We start from the raw sequence: 19,025 nt of genomic DNA on the forward strand, positions 1-19,025 counted from the left end.
TTCGCCCCGCTCCCCACCCATAAGGAAGGAAGAAGAAGGGGTTCCCCCTTCATCTATAAGGATAGAGGAGGAAGCGTTTTCTTCATCCATAAGGAAGGAAGAAGAAGTTCCATATTCACCCAAAAGAGGTGAAGAAGAAGTTCCCTCTTCATCCAAAAAGAGGGAGGAGGGAGCCTCCTCTCCATCGATAATTATTTCTACATTATCATAGTCAAAATTTGTTTTTATCGTTAACGGGATATTTGGGGAAATTTTTGTTGGAATTTCGATTTCAAAATTAATGTTTGACTTACCATCATATTGACAGCCAAAGAGTAATGTTATTAACATCGAGAATAATACAATCTCAGAAACTAGCTTCAAGACTATTCCACCTCATAGAAAAGTTCAAGTAAAGGTGAATCGTTGGGTATTAATAATACGCTGTTGTTGAATGAGTCTTTGTAAATGTCTGTTATTTTTTGTAGTTCGAAGAAATCTTGATCCAAGGAATAAGCTTCTGAGTAAATGTTTATTGCGCTTGCCTCACCTGTTCCTCTTATGATATCAGCTTCTCTTTGGGCATCTGATCTGATTCTACTTGCTTCTCTATCTGCTTCGGCTTTCATTCTTTGGGCTTCTTTTTCTCCTTCAGCCCTTAATTGAGCAGCCATAGCATACCTTTCACTTTTCATTCTTTCGTATACAGCTTCGGTGTTCTCCTGAGGTAGGTCGGTTCTTTTGAGTCTTACATCCACAACATTTATTCCAAAATCTTCAAGTGATGCTTCACTGCGATTTTTTATTTCTTCCAGGATAGTTTGTCTTTGGAGTGAAAGGACCTCAGGGAATGTGTAATTTCCTATAACATCTCTTGCATGCGAATAAACGATGTCATCGATTCTTGTCATTGCAACTTCTACGGTCCTGAGTGTTTCAATGAACTTTTGAGGATCTTCTATCCTCCATATTGCATATGTATCGGCTAAAATAGTTCTTCTGTCGGAAGTTATTACCCTTTCTACGGGTATGTCATAGATCATGATCCTTTTCTCGAGTTTAACTACGTTGTCTATAAAGGGAGTTTTTACATATATTCCTGGTTCCGTTTTTATGCTTATAATATTCCCAAATCTAAGTACTATTGCCTGTTGAGTTTGATCAACGATGTAGAAAGCCGTAAAACTGAATAGAATAACAAAAAAAGCTACGATTATAACTACTGCCCATAGCGTCGTATTTTTCATTGTGCATCACCACCAATAAATTCACTTAAATCCAAAAAATTCAAGGTGTTTCCTTCTTCAGATACTACTTGTATCTTTGAATTTTTAATCATTTGTTGTACAGAGTCTAATATTAATCTTTTTCTTGTAATGTCTTCGGAGTTTCGGTATTCTTCCAGTAAAGCTTTGAACCTTTCCGCTTCTCCTGTTGCCTTTGCAACTTGTTCATATGCGTAAGCTTGTGCGTCGTTTAAGATTCTTTGAGCTTCTCCTTCGGCTCTCGGAATGATGTCATTGCCGTACCTTTGAGCTTCGTTTATAGCTGTTTGTTGGTCTTGACGCGCGTTGTTCACATCATCAAAAGCAGGAACGACTGGTTCTGGTGGTGTTACTGCTTGGAGATAAACGTTTTGTATGAGAATACCCGAGTTGTAACTGTCCAGTATGGACTGAACTCTTTCAGCTGTTTCCATGGCTATTTGATCTCTCTCTGTAGTCAAGACATTTTCTAAATCGGACAGAGCAACACGTTCTCTAAGTACACTTTCAGAGGTAGATTTAACTAAGTCGTACCCCTGAATTACATTGAAGGCATATGCTACAGGATCGTTTACCCTATACTGAACCACCGCTTCTATACTAATTATATTTTGATCACCAGTGATCATCTCTGCTTCATCAGTGTATGTGCTGTATGTGGGGGTTCTTCCGGTGCTGGTGGTTCTAAAGCCTAGTTCAACTTTATTTATTGTTCTTACATCCACTATAACATGCGATTGAATTGGGTAGGGTAGATGAATGTGTAAGCCTGGTCCTGCGGTGGATTTGTATTCACCGAACGTTTTGACTAATGCTACTTCAGAAGGTCCTACCTGATAAACACCGGTTAAAAGGTAAATACCAATCGCTATGATAACGGCAATAATGATTATATTGCGCCATCTATGACCTTCATGATTGTTACCTTCGTCGTTAAATTCTTCATTGGGATTGAAGATCTCATATTCAGCCAAAATTACTCACCTCTTTTCAAAATTTAGGAAGGCTCAAAAGGGCTAAAATTAATTATAACATAAAAGTCGCATATGTTTGCAGATTTTTTACTATAATCTATTTAAATTTCAAAAATACATTTAAGGCTCTAGAGTGTTATAATAAAAATATAAAATAGGGCGAAGGGGCGCTAAATCATTATCACTTTTGGAGGTAAAATATGGCTGATAAAAACAAATATCGAATCCTCGTTACTGGGGGTGCGGGTTTTATAGGTTCAAACTTAGTTGATAGATTGATGAAAGAAGGCAACTCCGTAGTTGTTATCGATAATCTTTCCACAGGAAACGTAGAATTCTTGTCACCTTTGGCTCTTTTTTATCAACAAGATATTAGAGATTATAATGTTTTGGAGAAAATATTTGAAACCCATAAGTTCGATTATGTTTTTCATTTGGCGGCACAGATTTCTGTTCCCGATTCTGTTAAAGATCCAAACTGGGACGCTGAAATCAATGTGATGGGTACTTTGAATTTGTTGAAATTATCCCTTAAGTATGGAATTAAAAAGTTCATATTTTCATCGACAGGCGGGGCCATTTACGGTGATAACGCTCCTGTTCCCACTTCTGAAGATTACTGTCCGCATCCTATTAGTCCATATGCTATTTCAAAGCTTGCTTGCGAAAAATATATTGAATTTTATTCACTCCAATATGATCTGAATTACACTATATTGAGATATGCGAACGTATATGGCCCAAAACAAACCCCAAAGGGAGAAGCAGGGGTAGTAGCAATCTTTACACAAAATATGGTTGAGAAAAAAGAAATAGTTATTTACGGTGATGGAGAACAGGTGCGGGATTTTGTACATGTTTTTGATGTCGTTGAAGCCAATTTTTTATCAATAAATAAAGCTGATAAAGAGACGATAAATATCTCAACCAATAAGAAGACAACTGTAAACGAGCTTTTTGAAGTGATGAAAAGGAAAACAGGGTATGAGAATGCCCCAGTTTGTAAGCCAGAAAGAGATGGGGATGTGAAGATAAGCTTACTTTCGAATGCGAAGGCAAAAAGTATTTTAGGATGGGAGTCTAAATACGATTTAGAAAAAGGGGTGGAAAACACTATTGAGTGGTACACAACCTCTTTATGAGATAATTAGACCTAAAAAGGTTGACGAGGTACTGGGTAACGAAAAGTTGAAAGAAATACTTAAAACCTGGATAAAGAATAAAAAGGTTAGATCTTTCATTATATATGGGGAACCTGGTAGCGGTAAGTCTACTATTGTAAGGGCTTTAATAAACGAGATAAAAGATTATTACGATGTTTTTTCTATTTCGGGGGCAATAGAGGGAAAGAAAAAAATAAAGGATATAATAGAGCAAAAAAATAATCTTTTTACAAAACCCAAATTATTATTTGTCGATGAAATACATAGATTGAATAAAGCCGAACAAGATACTTTACTTTTAAGTGTTGAAACAGGAGAGTTAACTCTCATAGGGGCGACAACAGAAAATCCAGCTATTAGTGTCAATCCAGCTTTATTATCGAGGGTATTGGTTTTTAAAACTAAAGAATTAACTGCCGAAGATTATGAAAATTTATTCCAACAAATAGAAGATTATTACAAAGATTTAAAAATTACAAAAGAGGCACGGAAAGCACTGATAGAATATGCTGGAAATGATATCCGAAGGATAATGAATTTAATAGAAACAGCAAATGAAGCTGGGATCAATTCAATTGATTTAGAATTTCTTAAAGATTTCACCGGGTATCGACTGACTTACGATAAAAACGCAAAATACAGCTTTATTTCTGCATATATAAAAAGTATGAGGGGTAGCGATGTGGACGCGGCGTTGTTGTACCTTGCTTATATGCTTGAAAGCGGTGAGGATCCTATGTATATAGCAAGAAGGATGGTTATTTTATCTGCCGAAGATGTTGGTTTGGCTGATCCTAATGCCTTAAATATAGCTGTATCAGCTATGATAGCTACTGAACATGTTGGTTACCCCGAATGTTACCTTCCGTTATCTGAAGCTACAATTTATCTGTGTTCATCACCAAAATCTAATTCAGCATACCTAGCCTATGCTAAAGCCAAAGAGTTTATAAGTCAAAATAATTTCGAGATACCCCCTAAATTGATAAATCCTTTGAATAAAAGAATGGAAAAACAAGGCTTTGGCCAGGGATACAAGTATCCCCACGATTACGGAGGTTTCGTTAGAGAAAGTTACATGCCAGAAGGTTTTGAAAATACCCAATTTTACACGCCAAAGGAAATTGGTATTGAAAAACGTATAAAAGAACGATTAAAAGATCTCTGGAAAGATAAGAAGAATTATTGAACAATGAGTCATGAAACTTTTTGCACAAAAATTTAGATAAGTTAGCATTATTGAAATTTTTTTCATTATTCGGGAATAATTGGCAATAAATTCTGTAGACTATTGTTAATTAGTTTTTTTCTACTTGACAATCAAGGTTAATATTTATTATAATATGAAATAGAATTAAAGAGATATTATTTTTATGAGGTGAAAATATTGAATGATATCATCTTAGATGTTAGAAACATGAGCACACACTTTCCCGTAGCTGAAGGAACGGTTAAAGCTGTCAATCAACTTTCTTTTACTTTGAGTAAAAATGAAACTTTAGGGATCGTTGGTGAAACAGGGTCTGGGAAAAGTGTAGCAATGAAATCTGTAATGGGGATGATAAAAAGTCCAGGTTATATTACCAAAGAGAGTCAGATATTATTTAAAACAAAAGAATTTAGTAAAGACGGTAAGAAAGAGTTCGTTGATCTGGCAAAACTAAAACAGAAAGATTTTACAAGGATAAGAGGGAAACATATAGGAATGGTTTTTCAAGATCCAATGTCTTCTTTGAACCCAATGTTTACAATAGCCGATCAGATGATTGAAACGATTGTTTTTCACCAAAACGTATCTATACAAGAAGCAAGGGAGAGGGCTATAAAGCTTTTAGATGATGTAGGGATTGCCAACCCAGCCGAAAGAATCGATGACTATCCTTTCCAATTTTCAGGCGGTCAAAGGCAGAGGGTAGTAATAGCTATAGGGCTTTCTTGCAATCCGGAAATTTTGATTGCCGATGAACCTACAACTGCTTTGGACGTTACTATTCAAGCCCAAATTTTAGAGTTGATGAAAGATTTGCAAAAAGAGTATGATATGGGAATGATATACATAACTCATGACCTTTCTGTAATAGCCGAGGTAGCCGATAAGGTTATCGTAATGTACGGTGGGACACAGATGGAAATGACAGATATTTATACACTTTTTGAAAAACCTAGGCATCCATATACCCATGCTCTGCTTTCCTGTATACCAAGGCACGATATAAAGGTAGATCTATTGAACCCAATAAAAGGGCAACCTCCTGTTATGCTGGATCCTCCACCATTGTGTCCTTTTTTGCCAAGATGCCCATATGCCACTGACAAGTGTAGGAAAGAATGGCCCGAGTTAACAGAAGTTGAAGAAAATCATTACATAAGATGTTTTAATCCTATATCTGATACTACTCCTGTTCATTATGACGATGTGATAGATAAGAAGGAGGCTCTTTGATGCTTTTAAAAATCCGTAATCTGAAAAAATATTTTCCGATTAAACAGGGGTTTTTGATAGATAGAACGGTCGGGTACATAAAAGCAGTGGATGGGGTCAATTTGAACTTAGATATAAATGAAACTTATGGATTGGTTGGAGAGTCAGGTTGTGGAAAGACCACGATCGGTAAAACGATTTTGAGATTGGAAGATCCTACTTCGGGTAAGATTTTTTTAAACGGAGAAGAAACTTCTCATTATTTTATGAGTAAAAGAGCTGGAGCAAAGTATTTGGAAAGGGAATACATCGAGTACGCTCATGAATTAGAAAAAGAGTTGGGGAGCAAAGAGAAAGTACTTGAAACCCTCGAAGAAGAAGAGAGAAAGTATATCCAATATTACTACGATAATGGAAAAGAAAAATTTTTGGATTATATGTTTAAAGATTTAGATAGAAAAAGAGCGGATTTTAGAAGAAATGTTCAAATAGTGTTTCAGGATCCTACATCTTCTTTGAATCCAAGAATGACTGTAGGACAAACGTTGATTGAACCACTTTTGTTTCACAAGATGGCAAAAAATAAAATAGAAGCAAAAAATATCGCACTTGATATGTTGAAAAAAGTCGGTTTGAAACCTTACCACGCCGACAGATATCCTCATCAATTTTCTGGTGGCCAGAGACAAAGGGTTGCCGTTGCACGGGCGATAATTTTAGATCCAAAGTTAATCATCTTGGATGAACCTACTTCGGCATTAGATGTTTCGGTACAGGCACAGATAATCAATCTTTTAAAGTCTTTACAGAGTGAGTTCAACGTTGGGTATCTCTTCATTTCCCATGATTTAGGGGTTGTTAGGTTTATTTCAAACCATGTTGGTGTTATGTATCTTGGAAGATTAGTTGAGTTTGGAGATGGTTCAGAAATATTTGATAGAACGTTACATCCATATTCGCAAGCTTTGCTAAATGCCGCTCCTCTTCCAGATCCAAGAAAACGAAGAGATAGGAAAAAGTTTTTGGTTAAAGGGCAAGTACCAAGTCCAGTTAACAGGCCTAAGGGATGTTTTTTCAACCCAAGATGTCCCTATGCTATGGATATATGTAAAAAAGATTACCCTGAGTACTATAAAATAAACGAAAACCATTATGTTGCTTGTTTCTTATACAAAGAGGATAGAGATAGAGGTTTATCACAAGAAAAAGAGGGTAAGTTAGTAAAATAACTTAAAGGAGGGATTCACATGAGAAAGTTGTTAGTACTTTTAGTAGTGGCTTTAAGTGCTTTGACGATTTTTGCGCAAGAAGCTTACAACCCTGAGTGGCTTATCGCCGATGTGGAAGGTGGTCAAAAAGGAGGAACCTTATACCTTGCAACAACTTCAGGCCCAAAAACTTTAAATACTTACTGGGCTCAGGAAACATCATCTTCTATCATTATCAATCTAGGTGGTGTATCGTTACTCAGTAGCGATTTTTATGGGCAACCAACTCAACCATCACTTGCAAAAGATTGGGGAGTAGAGCGTACTGAAGACGGAGGTACACTATACTGGTTTGAGATGAGAGAAGGGGTTAAATGGTCCGATGGTCATCCACTAACCGTTGACGATGTAGTGTTTACATGGGAGAAGATAATAGTCCCAGATTTAACCGCAGATGGTAACGATGTTTATATGGACGCTGAAGGTAACCTTCCAGAATTGACTGTCGAAGGTAATAGAATCATGTTCAAATATCCTACAGTATTCAGATTTGGGCTTGAAACAGTCGGCGGATTTGCAATAATGCCAAAACATGTTTTAGAAGATAAAGTAACGGATGCAGAAACCTTCCAATCCACTTGGACGGTAGAACAAGTTGATCAAATAGTAGTTGGTGGACCTTTTAAAGTTACAGAGTACACGGAAGGAGTTAGGGTAGTTCTGGAAAGAAACCCATACTACTTTGAAAAGTCAAAAGACGGGGTACAACTTCCTTACTTAGATAGAATTGTTTTCGAAATAGTTACAGACACCAATGTTGAAAGATTGAGATTTGAGGCAGGAGAAACAGATATGCATGGTCCTGCAGCTAAAGATTTCCCAGCTTTGAGAGCTCAAGCTGACGAGAAGGGATGGAATGTAATAGTAGGACCAGCGACCGCTGGGTCAAACTTTATAGCTTTCAATTTCAACGCTGCTGATCCTGTTCATAGGGCATGGTTCAGAAACGATAATTTCAGAAAAGCTGTGGCGTATGCGTTTGATAAACAAACTATCATAGATACATTGTATAACGGTTTAGCTGTACCTTGTTATGGTCCAAGAACTAATTCATCTGCTTTCTACAATCCTGAAATCGAAGAGTTGGGCTTCAGATACTCTCTTGTTACAGCGCAGAGACTACTAAGAGAAGCAGGTTTCAGTTGGAATGAGAACGGTGAATTAGTCGATTGGGACGGAAACGTTGTAGAGTTTGAATTGAACACCAACGGAGAAAATGCGGTAAGAAACGAAATCGCTGTTATTTTGGTTGATTCCTTAGCAAAATTAGGAATTAAGGTTAATTACAGGCCAATGCAATTCAACGCAGTGGTTCAAAAAATGTACTCAGCTAACTGGGATGCAATTATCATTGGATTAGTTGGAGGAGACGATCCTGGATGGGGTACAAACGTTTGGTTGTTAGATGGTGGTTTACATTTCTGGAACTGGTCTCCTGAAGTTATGGAATGGGTTGATCCAGATGAATACTGGGCACACCCAGCCGAGCAAAGAATTGACGAGATTATGAGAGTACAACGTTCGATTTTAGATAAAGATGAGCTTCAAGATCTTTGGGATGAATGGCAAATGTTGGTTACAGAAAATCAGATCTTAGTTTACACAATTTCTCAGAATTACTTGAATATGCATAAAAACACGTTGCATTTGTATCCTGTAGAAAAATATGGAACGATTAACCCTTACGGTTATTCCTACTCACCAGGTCTGTGGAAAATTGAGTACGCCTGGAAAGAACAGTAATTTTTAGGTTTATTAAAAAAGGGCGGAAGGGAGACCTTCTGCCTTTTTAAAATCATAGTAGGGAGGCTTCGTGATCTTGCTCAAATATATAATTAGAAGGCTTATTCTTGCTATACCTGTGTTGTTAGGAGTATCGGTTATCTCTTTTTTTGTAATGCAATTGGCACCTGGTGATTTTTTGGATACATATAGAATAAATCCCAATATCAGTCGTGAACAGATTCAAGAATTAGAGAGATTGTATGGGTTGGATAAAAATCCTGTAACCCAGTATTTTTTGTGGTTAGGAAACATTCTACAGGGAGATTGGGGATACTCTTTCGTCTATAAAATAGATGTTTGGCAAGTTATGCTGAGAAGACTTGAAGCCACACTTTTGTTGGGAGTGACAACTTTTATCTTTACCTGGGGAATTGGTATACCTTTAGGAATAACTGCAGCGCTTCACCAATACAAATTTACAGACCAAGCCCTTTCTACTCTTGGGTTGATAGGTCTTTCTATTCCAAACTTCTTTTTCGCGTTATTATGGTTAATGTGGTCTGCAAATACTGGAATATTTCCAATCGGGGGGATGTTATCACGAGAATTTGCTAATTTCCCCTGGTACAAACAGATAGGTGATTTCTTCTGGCATGTTGCTGGCCCTGTAGTTACATTGGGAACGGCATCTCTTGCTGGAACTATGCGCGTTATGAGAGGGCAGATCTTAGATGAGATGAACCAAGATTATGCAGAGTTTGCAAGAGCAAAGGGGATGCCTTCAGACGTTGTCATATACAAGCATACGTTGAGAAACGCTATCAATCCTGTAATTACCTCATTGGGATTCAGTTTATCTTCGATATTGGGTGGTGCGTTGATAACGGAATATGTGTTTTCATGGCCAGGTTTAGGAACTTTGATGAGAGATGCGATCTTCCAGCAAGATATTTACCTGGTAATGGCAAATTTGTTTTTGCAAGGTATTCTACTAATTACTGGTAATTTGATCGCTGATATCTTACTTGCTGCATCTGATCCTCGTGTCAGATTAAGAATGAGTGCTTAAATTGGAGGGATTTTTAAGTGAGAAAAAAGCAGAAGGATAATTTGAAGAACACACCCCAAAACACACAAAACGATGAAGAACTTTTTGAGCGAGAATTCATGTCAACGCCTGCACTTATTTGGAGGGCATTAAGAAGGCACAAATTGGGAATGATATCACTTGTTGTGTTGATCATTTTATATTTACTTGCTATATTTGCAGATTTTGTCTCTCCAATGAATCCATTTAATAACCATATTCAGTATAGATTTGCCCCTCCTTCTACGATTTATAGAAAGGATTTATTCACAGGTGAAAGAGTCGGACCTCACACTTACCTGTATATGAGTGAGAGAGATCCAATAACATACCAAAGTAATTACGTGGAAGCAACCCATTTGGATGTAATTAAGGCGAGGGATCCCGAAACGGGTGAGTTAACTACCTTTGAATTGGGTGAATACAATCCAACCTACAATGCAACAGTTTCAGATATTACTTATACATTTAAGAATACTATCATGGCGAAAACTGCAGATGGAGAATATATTGAATTATCAACCAATCGTAAATATGATCAGACTTTGATTCCTTTATCTTATTTTACAAAAGAAGAGAACTTAAATGGTCCAGTTTCATTTGAAGATGGCCTTTATGACGTTAATTTTTCAAAACTTCTGAGTGGAGAGACGATTGTTGTTAACGAAGATAACAGAAGTATGGCAATTAATACTTACAAAAGTGATTATAGATACGCTCCTAAAATAAGAAATCAAGAAATTATTAGCATAGATACTTTTGCGACTTTGGAAGAGATATATGTCTATTTTGATTTTTTACCTGTTGTATTGACCCCTTCAGATTTGCAAGCGGTTAATTTAAAAAATTATCCTATTGAATTTTTTATTCATTCTTGGGATTACAAGCTTTTAGGGCTTTTCCCAACCAATTTACATTTATTTGGAGTTGAAAAACCAAAATTACCTTCGTTATCAGATTATTTTTCAAACGATGGGATACTGTATGTATGGGGATCAGACCAATATGGAAGGGATATTTTCAGTAGGATATTCTTTGCTTCCCGTATCTCTCTTTCTATAGGGTTGATTGGAATATTATTAACATTTACAATAGGTATCTTTTTAGGCGGTTTGGCAGGATACTTTGGAGGATGGGTGGACGAAGTGACTATGAGGTTTACGGAAATATTGATGTCAATCCCTAGCCTTTATTTGATATTAACTTTAAGTGCTGTGTTGCCTACAGGTATCTCACCAGAGATTCGGTATCTTCTGATAGTTGTAATCTTGTCTTTTATTGGCTGGCCTGGTATGACAAGGGTTATAAGAGGAATGACTATGGGTTTGAAACAAACAGAGTTTGTTCAAGCGGCTATAGCTTTAGGATATCCTCCAAGAAAAGTGATATGGAACCATTTGTTACCAAATACCTATACCTACGTAATCGTTTCTGCGACGTTATCTATACCGGGATATATTTTAGGTGAGGCTAGTCTCAGTTTCTTAGGTGTGGGAGTAACCGAACCTGGAGCCTCGTGGGGATTGATGCTTTCCCAGGCTCAAGATATACAAGTTTTAACCAGTTACCCTTGGGTACTTTTACCAGGATTGTTTATCATTATAACGGTTCTAGCCTTCAATTTGTTTGGAGACGCCATAAGAGATGCATTGGATCCACGAGCCTTAGGCCTGTAATTCTATAATTAATATAAACCCCACGTATTTTGTGGGGCTTTTTATTATGCTCACTAGCATAAGTTCCCCATTTTTTAAAACCTTTCCATCACTATTTGACAGACGTCGAAATATGTATTATAATGTATATAGTTGTATATTCTTTGACAATTGAATATATGAGGTTGCAGGGAGAAAATATGCGATAACGTGCTTACCTTCCCCGCGTAAAATATTCGAGGTACATAAGAACATCCTAATACGAAAAAAAATACAAAAAAGTATTTGTATTAGGATTGGTAGAACCAATCCAGAAGTAGTGGTGTTGGATACATCAGAGATGTACTAATGAAAAAAACATCATTTTAGTGGGAATCAAAGCTCGTCAATTCATTGATTAAGTAGTTCACGACTAACGTATCTATACATAACTTATGACTTATCAACTGATGGATATTTTTACGATAGGATTGCTGTTATGTATCTTGGAAGAATAGTTGAGTTGGGTGATGCTGACGAAATAATTGAAAGGTCTTTACACCTATAGCATTGATCATAGAAGGTATATTTAATTGGCCTGGAATGGGGGACCTTTTTGGCTACTATTCAGTAGGATGATGTTCATGTTTTTTAGGTAATTTGTCGACTTTTACAACTCTTTTATACCTCTGCTGTATCGTAATTTTAGATTTAATATACGGTTTCTTAGACCCTAGAGTCAACAGCCAACTACCCTAAAGGGTAGTGACTTGTAGGAAACTACAGGTCAGTTGATTAGCCTAAGTCTTAATTGACTACGTTATTCAAGAATGATATAGTTACTCTGGGATACTTCACTAGTCCCAGACTCTAAGTGTAGTGATTAAACATTTCTGATGGTAGGAAAAGTGTTGCTACTAAAAACCTTGAATAACATTGGCGAAGTGAACCTACCGCTGAAAAGCGGATTTATTTCCGTAAGGAGATCTGAAAATGGTATACGTTATTGCGAAAGATGGAACACCTTTAATGCCTACTAAAAGGCACGGTAAAGTTAAGCATTTGCTTAGAGAAGGTAAAGCAACAGTAGTTAGAAACAAACCGTTCACTATAAAACTTAGTTATGACACAACACATTTCACTCAACCTATAACGGTTGGTGTAGATAGCGGTCACAAACATATAGGTTTTTCTGCTGTAACAGAGAAAGAAGAAGTATTATCAGGTGAAGTTGAACTTAGAGATGATGTAAGTGAGCTTATCAAAGAAAAGGGAATGTATCGTAGAATTCGGAGAAATAGGTTAAGGTATAGAGAACCAAGGTTCGATAATCGTAGAAAACCTGATGGCTGGTTAGCTCCTAGTATCCGACATAAGTTAGATACTCATATTCGATTTATAGAATTCATCAAGAAGATTCTTCCTATAACGAGCATAGTAATTGAAGTAGCAAAATTTGACACTCAGAAACTAGTAAATCCAGAGATTAAAGGCATAGAATACCAGCAAGGAGAACAACGAGATTTCTATAATCTTCGAGAATATATACTATACAGAGATAACTATGCATGTCAATTATGTGGTAAAAGTAATGTTCCACTTGAAGTACATCACATAGGTTTTTGGAAAGGTGATAGAACCGATAGACCAAGTAATTTAATTACGTTATGTACTAAATGCCATAACCCAGTAGATCATGGGGTAAATGGTAAACTTTATGGAATTAAACCTGTTTATAAACCGTTGAAAGCAGCTACTTTTATGACAACCGTTAGATGGAAACTAGTAGATATGCTTGGTTGTGCATACACATACGGTTATATGACCAAGTTAAAGAGAATAGAGCTTAACCTTGACAAGACTCATTACAATGACGCTTTTTGTATTGTAGGTGGAACTAATCAAAGAAGAATAGAACCAATATATTTTGAACAAATCAGAAGAAACAATCGTAGTTTAGAGAAGTTCTATGATGCAAAGTATATAGATACAAGAGATGGCTCGACTAAGAAAGGGCAAGAACTGTTTAATGGCAGAACTACGCGTAATAAGAACTACAATACACAGAACCTTAAAAAGTTTAGAGGGCAGAAAGTATCCAAAGGTAGAAGAAGTATTCGTACTCAAAGGTATTCCTATCAACCAAAGGATATAGTAATATACGAAGGTAGAAAGTATACTGTGAAAGGTATACAAAACAAGGGAAGTTATATTAAACTTGCAGAGCTTTCAAGACCAGTTAAGACTGATACTGTTAAGCCTTATATGTTTAGAAAAGTTTAACGGCTTTCAGTAGAAGCGAATATAAAAGTTGGCGGGAAAGAGTGAATAAAATCCCGCCAAGAGTTTAGTTTTCTCTTCCCCTATCCCCATTAGTATATGAAATGAATATCTTTTCGAAATTCACCATTTGCTTTTCTATGCTCATTATTTCTACATTACGTGATTTGAAAAAATCAATAACCTCATATAATTCTGAAGATGTTTTAAAGTCAACTGTAAGGTCGTAAACGTTACTCTCTTTTGTCAATTCTGTAATGCCAATTTTATCAAGTTCTCTTTCTAAGGTATCTTCTGATCTAACTTTAATCTTGTAACCCGTTGCACTGAATACATCCATTAGCTTTTTCTTATCTTCACACACAACTATTTTCCCATTGTTTATTATCGCAACTCTATCTGCTATTTCTTCAACTAATGCCATATCATGGGTAGAAAGTAGAATACTTTTTCCTTTTTCTTTCACGTTTGTTAACAATCTTCTAAATTCTACATTAGAAATTACGTCGAGCCCAAGAGTAGGTTCATCCAATAGCAGAACATCAGTATCCGCTGCTAAACAAACAGCTAGGGCTGTTTTTTGCTGCATTCCCCTTGAAAGTGTATAAACCACTTCATTGGCTTTTTCTTTAATTCCCAAAAAATCTAAAATATCTAAGGCTTCATTTTTCGATATCTTTTTCCCCCTGATTCCAACAAAATACTGTATATTTTCAATTGGGGTTAGCCTGTGATAAAGGTTCCTACTCCCTTCCAAAACCACACTTATCTGTTTAAGAGCTTTAGACCTCTCTGTTTTCAAATCATAATCTTTTATTTTTATCTTTCCTTCATCGAAAACAAGAAGGCCACATATACTTTTGATGGTAGTTGTTTTTCCCGCACCATTTGGGCCAAGGAGTGCAAAGATCTCTCCTTCTTTCACGTGAAATGAAATCTTATCTACCGCTGTAAGCATTTCTTTTGAAGTTCTTTGAGGGTATCTTTTTAGTAAGTCATTAACTTCAATAACGTTCATCTATTTCACCACCCTTTAATATTGTCCCAGAGTTCCTTTAACCATAGCACGTTTTTCAAAACCTCTGAATATAATTATTCCAACCAAAAGAAATAACGCTGCAGCTATCCATAAAATAACGTGGTCTTGAATCGGGAACTGATAAAACTTTGTTCCTGTAACCGCCATACTTCTCATCATCCCTGTTGCTTTTACCATTGGCAAAAGTTCAAACCAAAGTGTATCAACTTCAAACATCAAAATTGCAAGGAAAGCAAAAGTACATATTTGAATGAATGAAGAAATCTTTTTAAACATCAAAGCCATTCCCCCAAGAATTAAACCAACACCAACCGCACTAATTGAACCAAGAATAATTAAATAGAGGAGAGTAACAAGGTCAAAATTCAAAGTTCTTCCTGTTGTAAAAGCTGCTAAATACATTAAAGGTACTATCATTAGAACGTTTATACAAAAATCACTTATCACATGAAAAATCATTTGAAACTCGAATTTTACAGGAGACATAAACAGTTGTTCCAAAGTTCCTCTTTCTGCCTCTTGAATTATCCAGTATGAAACACCTTGGAACGAAGCTAAAAACATTATCCACATGAAATAACTCACAATGATTCCATCAATGGTATCTCCAAAATTAGGGCCACTTGCTATCTTAAAGCCAAAAAATATAAGATAGAAGATGATGAAAAGTATTATGAATGAAGAAACTGTGTCAAAAAAATATCTCTTCATTTCAATAAAAGTTTTCCTGAAATTTGCAACAAAAGCATTTATCATCCTTCATCCCTCCATTTAAAAATACTATAAAAGCTCATATTCTTTTGTTATTTCTTTCCTGAGTTATTTTAGAAAACTTGCTAATCAATTTTCAAATTTGATATAAGATATATCTTTAATAGTAAATTAAACTCATTTTTAACTTTTTTGATAATTATAATGTTGACTTTATTTTCTACCTAGTTTTTTAAACAAGAATGTTGAATCATCAAGATTTTTTGATTTTTTGAATATATTGCTTTTTTAGGATGTCAGAAACTGCTTTTTTATACCAAGAAAGTATATCAGCTGCTTTCAAATATTTTGTTTCCATGTAAACTTCTTCGTCTTGTTTAATTTCACTTAAATCTTTTATATGAAGGGTAATTCCAAATTCTTTAGCGCTTTCAAAAAAAGGAGTCCCAGGATAAGGTGTACAAATATGAACTTGGGTATAAGTTGAAGGGGTTTGATCAATAAGATCTAAGGTTTCTCGTATATCCTTCTCTTCTTCCCATGGAAAACCAATTATGAAGGAAGCAGTTATTTTTATACCCAGATTTTCGGCGTACTTTGTTTTTTTTATTACTTCATTCGGGGTATAATGTCTATTTAATAATTTTAAGATTCTAGGACTTCCTGATTCTACGCCGAAAAACATGTTTGTTAATCCTACTTTTTTCAATGTTTTCAAGATGTCTTCATTTACATGCTCTATACGAGTTAAGAAGTCAAAATTAATATCTAATTTTTTAGCTAATAATAACTGAGCAAATTCTTCCGCTCGTTTTCTATTTACCAAAAAATTATCATCTACAAATGAAAAATGGTTAATATTTGGGTATTTCTTTTTTATGTATTCAATTTCAGCTACTATGTTTTTTGCACTTCTAGAACGCCAATTTTTCCACATGGCATTTGTAGAACAATAGTAACAATTATAGGGGCAACCTCTGCTACTGATAATAGAAATAGTATTTGTATTTTGGTAATAGTTATCCAAATAATCTCTTTCAGGTATTTTTATACTATCTAAGTCCTTAATAGAATCTCTTTTATCTGTGACTACTAGGTTATTCCCATTCTTGAAGGCTATTCCCTTTATGCGAGACAACTCCTCCCATAAACTAGACTTATTTGAAAAATATTTTTTTACCGTTGTTAGTAATTCCTTGAATGTAGTTTCTCCTTCATGAAGAACAATTATGTCTGCATAATTTTTCGTAAGTAATTGTTCATACAGGAAAGTTGCAGTATTCCCCCCTAAAATAAGAAATCCCTTAAAATTATTATTTTTTAATCTTTTTGCGATTTTCTTGGCGGAATTCAAAGCATTTGCAAAATTTACACTTATTCCCACGATTTCGGGATCAATTTTTTCAATTTCGTTTATAATTTCTTGGTCTTCTTTATCCTCTAATGGTGCATCAATAACTTTTACTTCACAGATATCTTGTATTTCTGTCGCGAGATACAGTAATCCTAATGATGTTTCTTCTTTTACACGCGTCATATTAAAAAAATTTGGACTTATTAGGATAACTTTCATAAAACTCAACTCCTTTTATAAGAAATATAAGCTTCAAAAAAGATACTAAGTAGTGATAAAATATTGTTCTTTTGTGATTCAAAGTCCTCATGAGGGCACATGCCACCATAAGTAATGATTTTGTCCCGAGAATCTTCCTGAGAATATAAAAGATGAATCTTTTTATAGGAATCAATTTTATGCAACAATAACTCTTCAACATTATCAGCAGTTAAATCGATAAAATCTTCATTTAAGTAATCTTTGTAACAACAATATACTTTTGAATTCATTAATAAAAAACTATTACCAGCATTGCATCTCTTTAAACTAGGGGGAAAATACATATTTGTACTTATAAAATAGTCGATACTCTTGATAACTCCACCCCCCAGAAATTTTATTACTCTTTCCATGCTATCTTCAAAAAGTAAAGGTAAATCTTCTTCAAATATTTTTAAATCTATTTTGTAAGTGCATGAGAAAAACACCTTATATATATCATTAATAGAAGGAATGAGGAAAATATTTTTATATAAAGCCATTAACTGATATTTCCATAAAACATTTGATAAAGCTTTAATTGCTTTTTTTGAATTATTACAAAATATAACAGTCGTTAGTATTGAGGCTTCACTAGCAAACTTCTGAGCTATTTTGGTAAGAAATAAAAATTCTTTCACATTGGAAATAGCAACTATTATGGATATGTTTATTTGTAAATCTTTGGTCATAGATTTTAATTTAATAATATTGTCGATAGTTGTACTATTTTTGGTCAGATCTTTTAAAGACATAAAAAATAAGGATAAATTGATATTTTTGCTTTTTTTTCTTAACTGAAAAATAATATTTTTAAAATTTAAATTTAGAATATCCAAATTATTGTTTTCCCCATATAATAATATCCCAAGATTAACCATCATTAAGTTAGAATCTAAATTTTCTATAATTCTATTAACGTTTTCCTTATATTTTTTATCCAAAGTCGTTAAATCAATATAAATAGAAGGATTATTATTTTTTGTATATTGTTCAATCCACCCATTTTTAAGCTCTTTAACTTTTTCTTGATTTTTCCTCCAAAAACCAAATTCTTCTAATTTTTCTTTTATTTCATTACTACTTCTATTTAAATATAAAACATTTCCGCTATAGAAATCTATCAAAACTTTGCCGCTGGAAATAGGTATATTTATAATATATTTTGAATTTTCTCCTTCCATACTTTTTATCTCCTTTCCTAAAAGCCCCCCTTGAATCTTAGAATTAAGGGGGAGCTTGGCAAACTTATTTAGGTTTTGAATTTAAATACAATTTCCCAGTCAAGCTCGGGATCTGTGGAACCATCCGGATAGTAAATTGATCCAGGATTTTCATATAGATTAACTTCATTTAACTTGTACATTCTTTTTCCCTCCTTTCGATTTAATCTTCTTTCCTGCAGGGTTACTTCTTGCCGGCAAATAATTCCTCTCCTCACAATCTTTTCCTTCAAAAACTTATATAGATACTTTCTTAAATCTTCCAAGATTTTTCAAATGTTGCAGTAAAGGTTTCGATTAAATATTTACTCTACTTCATCCACAACCCTTACAATCGCTGTGGGTTCTAAACCAGATGTGACATTTTCTCCCTCGTTATCCCCTCCATAAACAAATATACTCCCTAACATCAGAACAGTGATCAACAAAGCAACAACAAATTTCTTCATCCTCTTTCACCCCCTTAGATTATTCTTTTAATTTAAAACTAAAATTTCAAATAATCCAACCCTTTATTTTAATCATACACTTTTCCATATGATTTTCAACTGTTTTTTTAATTGGTTTCAAATATCTATTGATAAAGTATTACAGAGATCGGTCAAAAAAAGCTTACGTTAAAATCAAATTTGACAATTTTTGTTATCTTTAAATTACTTAT

16 protein-coding genes and 1 pseudogene are annotated in these 19,025 nt (G+C 34.8%); 9 read left to right on the plus strand and 8 right to left on the minus strand.

All coding sequences use genetic code 11. From position 1 onward, the window contains the following. The 3 genes from X926_RS07860 to hflK all read right to left on the minus strand — a co-directional run. Positions 1 to 363, minus strand: a 363-nt coding sequence (locus X926_RS07860) for a hypothetical protein (RefSeq protein WP_146255748.1), incomplete at its 3' end; no start/stop codon positions are given. Between the two features lie 2 nt (positions 364 to 365). Beyond that, the gene (gene hflC, locus X926_RS07865; RefSeq protein ID WP_103065669.1) at positions 366 to 1,226 is read right to left on the minus strand and encodes a protease modulator HflC; all 861 of its coding nucleotides are present in this window, start codon (positions 1,224 to 1,226) and stop codon (positions 366 to 368) included. Then, positions 1,223 to 2,218, minus strand: a complete 996-nt coding sequence (gene hflK, locus X926_RS07870) for an FtsH protease activity modulator HflK (protein WP_103065670.1) — start codon at positions 2,216 to 2,218, stop codon at positions 1,223 to 1,225. Before hflK ends, hflC begins: the two co-directional genes overlap by 4 nt. A gap of 200 nt (positions 2,219 to 2,418) precedes the next feature. Between hflK and X926_RS07875 the strand changes: the two genes are divergently transcribed. The 9 genes and pseudogenes from X926_RS07875 (at position 2,419) to iscB (ending at position 13,800) form a co-directional block, all read left to right on the plus strand. Continuing rightward, entirely contained in the window at positions 2,419 to 3,360 is a 942-nt protein-coding gene (locus X926_RS07875) for an NAD-dependent epimerase/dehydratase family protein (protein ID WP_103065671.1), read from the plus strand. Further along, positions 3,335 to 4,570, plus strand: a complete 1,236-nt coding sequence (locus X926_RS07880; RefSeq protein ID WP_103065672.1) for a replication-associated recombination protein A — start codon at positions 3,335 to 3,337, stop codon at positions 4,568 to 4,570. Before X926_RS07875 ends, X926_RS07880 begins: the two co-directional genes overlap by 26 nt. A gap of 228 nt (positions 4,571 to 4,798) precedes the next feature. Further along, positions 4,799 to 5,824, plus strand: coding sequence for an ABC transporter ATP-binding protein (locus X926_RS07885; protein WP_369973688.1), 1,026 nt, complete (start codon positions 4,799 to 4,801; stop codon positions 5,822 to 5,824). Then, entirely contained in the window at positions 5,824 to 7,032 is a 1,209-nt protein-coding gene (locus X926_RS07890; protein ID WP_103065674.1) for an ABC transporter ATP-binding protein, read from the plus strand. The genes X926_RS07885 and X926_RS07890 overlap by 1 nt, the downstream gene beginning before the upstream one ends. A gap of 18 nt (positions 7,033 to 7,050) precedes the next feature. Beyond that, positions 7,051 to 8,814: an ABC transporter substrate-binding protein gene (locus X926_RS07895; RefSeq protein ID WP_103065675.1), complete on the plus strand. Its 1,764-nt coding sequence runs from the start codon at positions 7,051 to 7,053 to the stop codon at positions 8,812 to 8,814. Positions 8,815 to 8,890: 76 nt separating this feature from the next. Next, positions 8,891 to 9,865, plus strand: a complete 975-nt coding sequence (locus X926_RS07900) for an ABC transporter permease (protein WP_103065676.1) — start codon at positions 8,891 to 8,893, stop codon at positions 9,863 to 9,865. A 17-nt stretch (positions 9,866 to 9,882) separates the two neighbouring features. Further along, positions 9,883 to 11,559, plus strand: coding sequence for an ABC transporter permease (locus tag X926_RS07905; protein ID WP_103065677.1), 1,677 nt, complete (start codon positions 9,883 to 9,885; stop codon positions 11,557 to 11,559). 391 nt (positions 11,560 to 11,950) lie between these two features. Next, a pseudogene (locus X926_RS10465) lies at positions 11,951 to 12,079 on the plus strand (oligopeptide ABC transporter ATP-binding protein); the annotation flags it as partial. Positions 12,080 to 12,510: 431 nt separating this feature from the next. After that, entirely contained in the window at positions 12,511 to 13,800 is a 1,290-nt protein-coding gene (gene iscB / locus X926_RS07920) for an RNA-guided endonuclease IscB (protein ID WP_103065678.1), read from the plus strand. Between the two features lie 64 nt (positions 13,801 to 13,864). Here the strand turns inward: iscB and X926_RS07925 are convergent, their stop codons facing one another. The 5 genes from X926_RS07925 to X926_RS10185 form a co-directional block, all read right to left on the minus strand. Then, positions 13,865 to 14,815: an ABC transporter ATP-binding protein gene (locus tag X926_RS07925; RefSeq protein WP_103065679.1), complete on the minus strand. Its 951-nt coding sequence runs from the start codon at positions 14,813 to 14,815 to the stop codon at positions 13,865 to 13,867. A 15-nt stretch (positions 14,816 to 14,830) separates the two neighbouring features. Then, positions 14,831 to 15,592, minus strand: a complete 762-nt coding sequence (locus X926_RS07930; RefSeq protein WP_103065680.1) for an ABC transporter permease — start codon at positions 15,590 to 15,592, stop codon at positions 14,831 to 14,833. A 208-nt stretch (positions 15,593 to 15,800) separates the two neighbouring features. Next, on the minus strand, positions 15,801 to 17,120 hold the full coding sequence (locus X926_RS07935; protein WP_103065681.1) for a radical SAM protein: 1,320 nt from the start codon (positions 17,118 to 17,120) through the stop codon (positions 15,801 to 15,803). A 5-nt stretch (positions 17,121 to 17,125) separates the two neighbouring features. After that, complete coding sequence (locus tag X926_RS07940) at positions 17,126 to 18,325, minus strand: hypothetical protein (protein ID WP_103065682.1); 1,200 nt, start codon at positions 18,323 to 18,325, stop codon at positions 17,126 to 17,128. 344 nt (positions 18,326 to 18,669) lie between these two features. Next, positions 18,670 to 18,813 (minus strand): hypothetical protein, encoded by a 144-nt coding sequence (locus tag X926_RS10185; RefSeq protein ID WP_158245226.1) that lies wholly within the window; start codon positions 18,811 to 18,813, stop codon positions 18,670 to 18,672. Positions 18,814 to 19,025: the final 212 nt, after the last annotated feature.

The sequence above is a fragment of the Petrotoga sp. HWHPT.55.6.3 genome (assembly GCF_002895495.1).
In the GTDB taxonomy this organism is placed as follows: Bacteria; Thermotogota; Thermotogae; order Petrotogales; family Petrotogaceae; genus Petrotoga; species Petrotoga mobilis.

Excerpts from the sequence above, each read along its gene's own strand:
- hflC (WP_103065669.1), bottom strand. The coding sequence starts at position 1,226 with ATGAAAAATACGACGCTATGGGCAGTAGTTATAATCGTAGCTTTTTTT.
- X926_RS07875 (WP_103065671.1), top strand. The coding sequence starts at position 2,419 with ATGGCTGATAAAAACAAATATCGAATCCTCGTTACTGGGGGTGCGGGT.
- X926_RS07885 (WP_369973688.1), top strand. The coding sequence starts at position 4,799 with ATGAGCACACACTTTCCCGTAGCTGAAGGAACGGTTAAAGCTGTCAAT.
- X926_RS07890 (WP_103065674.1), top strand. The coding sequence starts at position 5,824 with ATGCTTTTAAAAATCCGTAATCTGAAAAAATATTTTCCGATTAAACAG.
- X926_RS07895 (WP_103065675.1), top strand. The coding sequence starts at position 7,051 with ATGAGAAAGTTGTTAGTACTTTTAGTAGTGGCTTTAAGTGCTTTGACG.
- iscB (WP_103065678.1), top strand. The coding sequence starts at position 12,511 with ATGGTATACGTTATTGCGAAAGATGGAACACCTTTAATGCCTACTAAA.
- X926_RS07925 (WP_103065679.1), bottom strand. The coding sequence starts at position 14,815 with ATGAACGTTATTGAAGTTAATGACTTACTAAAAAGATACCCTCAAAGA.
- X926_RS07930 (WP_103065680.1), bottom strand. The coding sequence starts at position 15,592 with ATGATAAATGCTTTTGTTGCAAATTTCAGGAAAACTTTTATTGAAATG.
- X926_RS07935 (WP_103065681.1), bottom strand. The coding sequence starts at position 17,120 with ATGAAAGTTATCCTAATAAGTCCAAATTTTTTTAATATGACGCGTGTA.
- X926_RS07940 (WP_103065682.1), bottom strand. The coding sequence starts at position 18,325 with ATGGAAGGAGAAAATTCAAAATATATTATAAATATACCTATTTCCAGC.
- X926_RS10185 (WP_158245226.1), bottom strand. The coding sequence starts at position 18,813 with ATGAAGAAATTTGTTGTTGCTTTGTTGATCACTGTTCTGATGTTAGGG.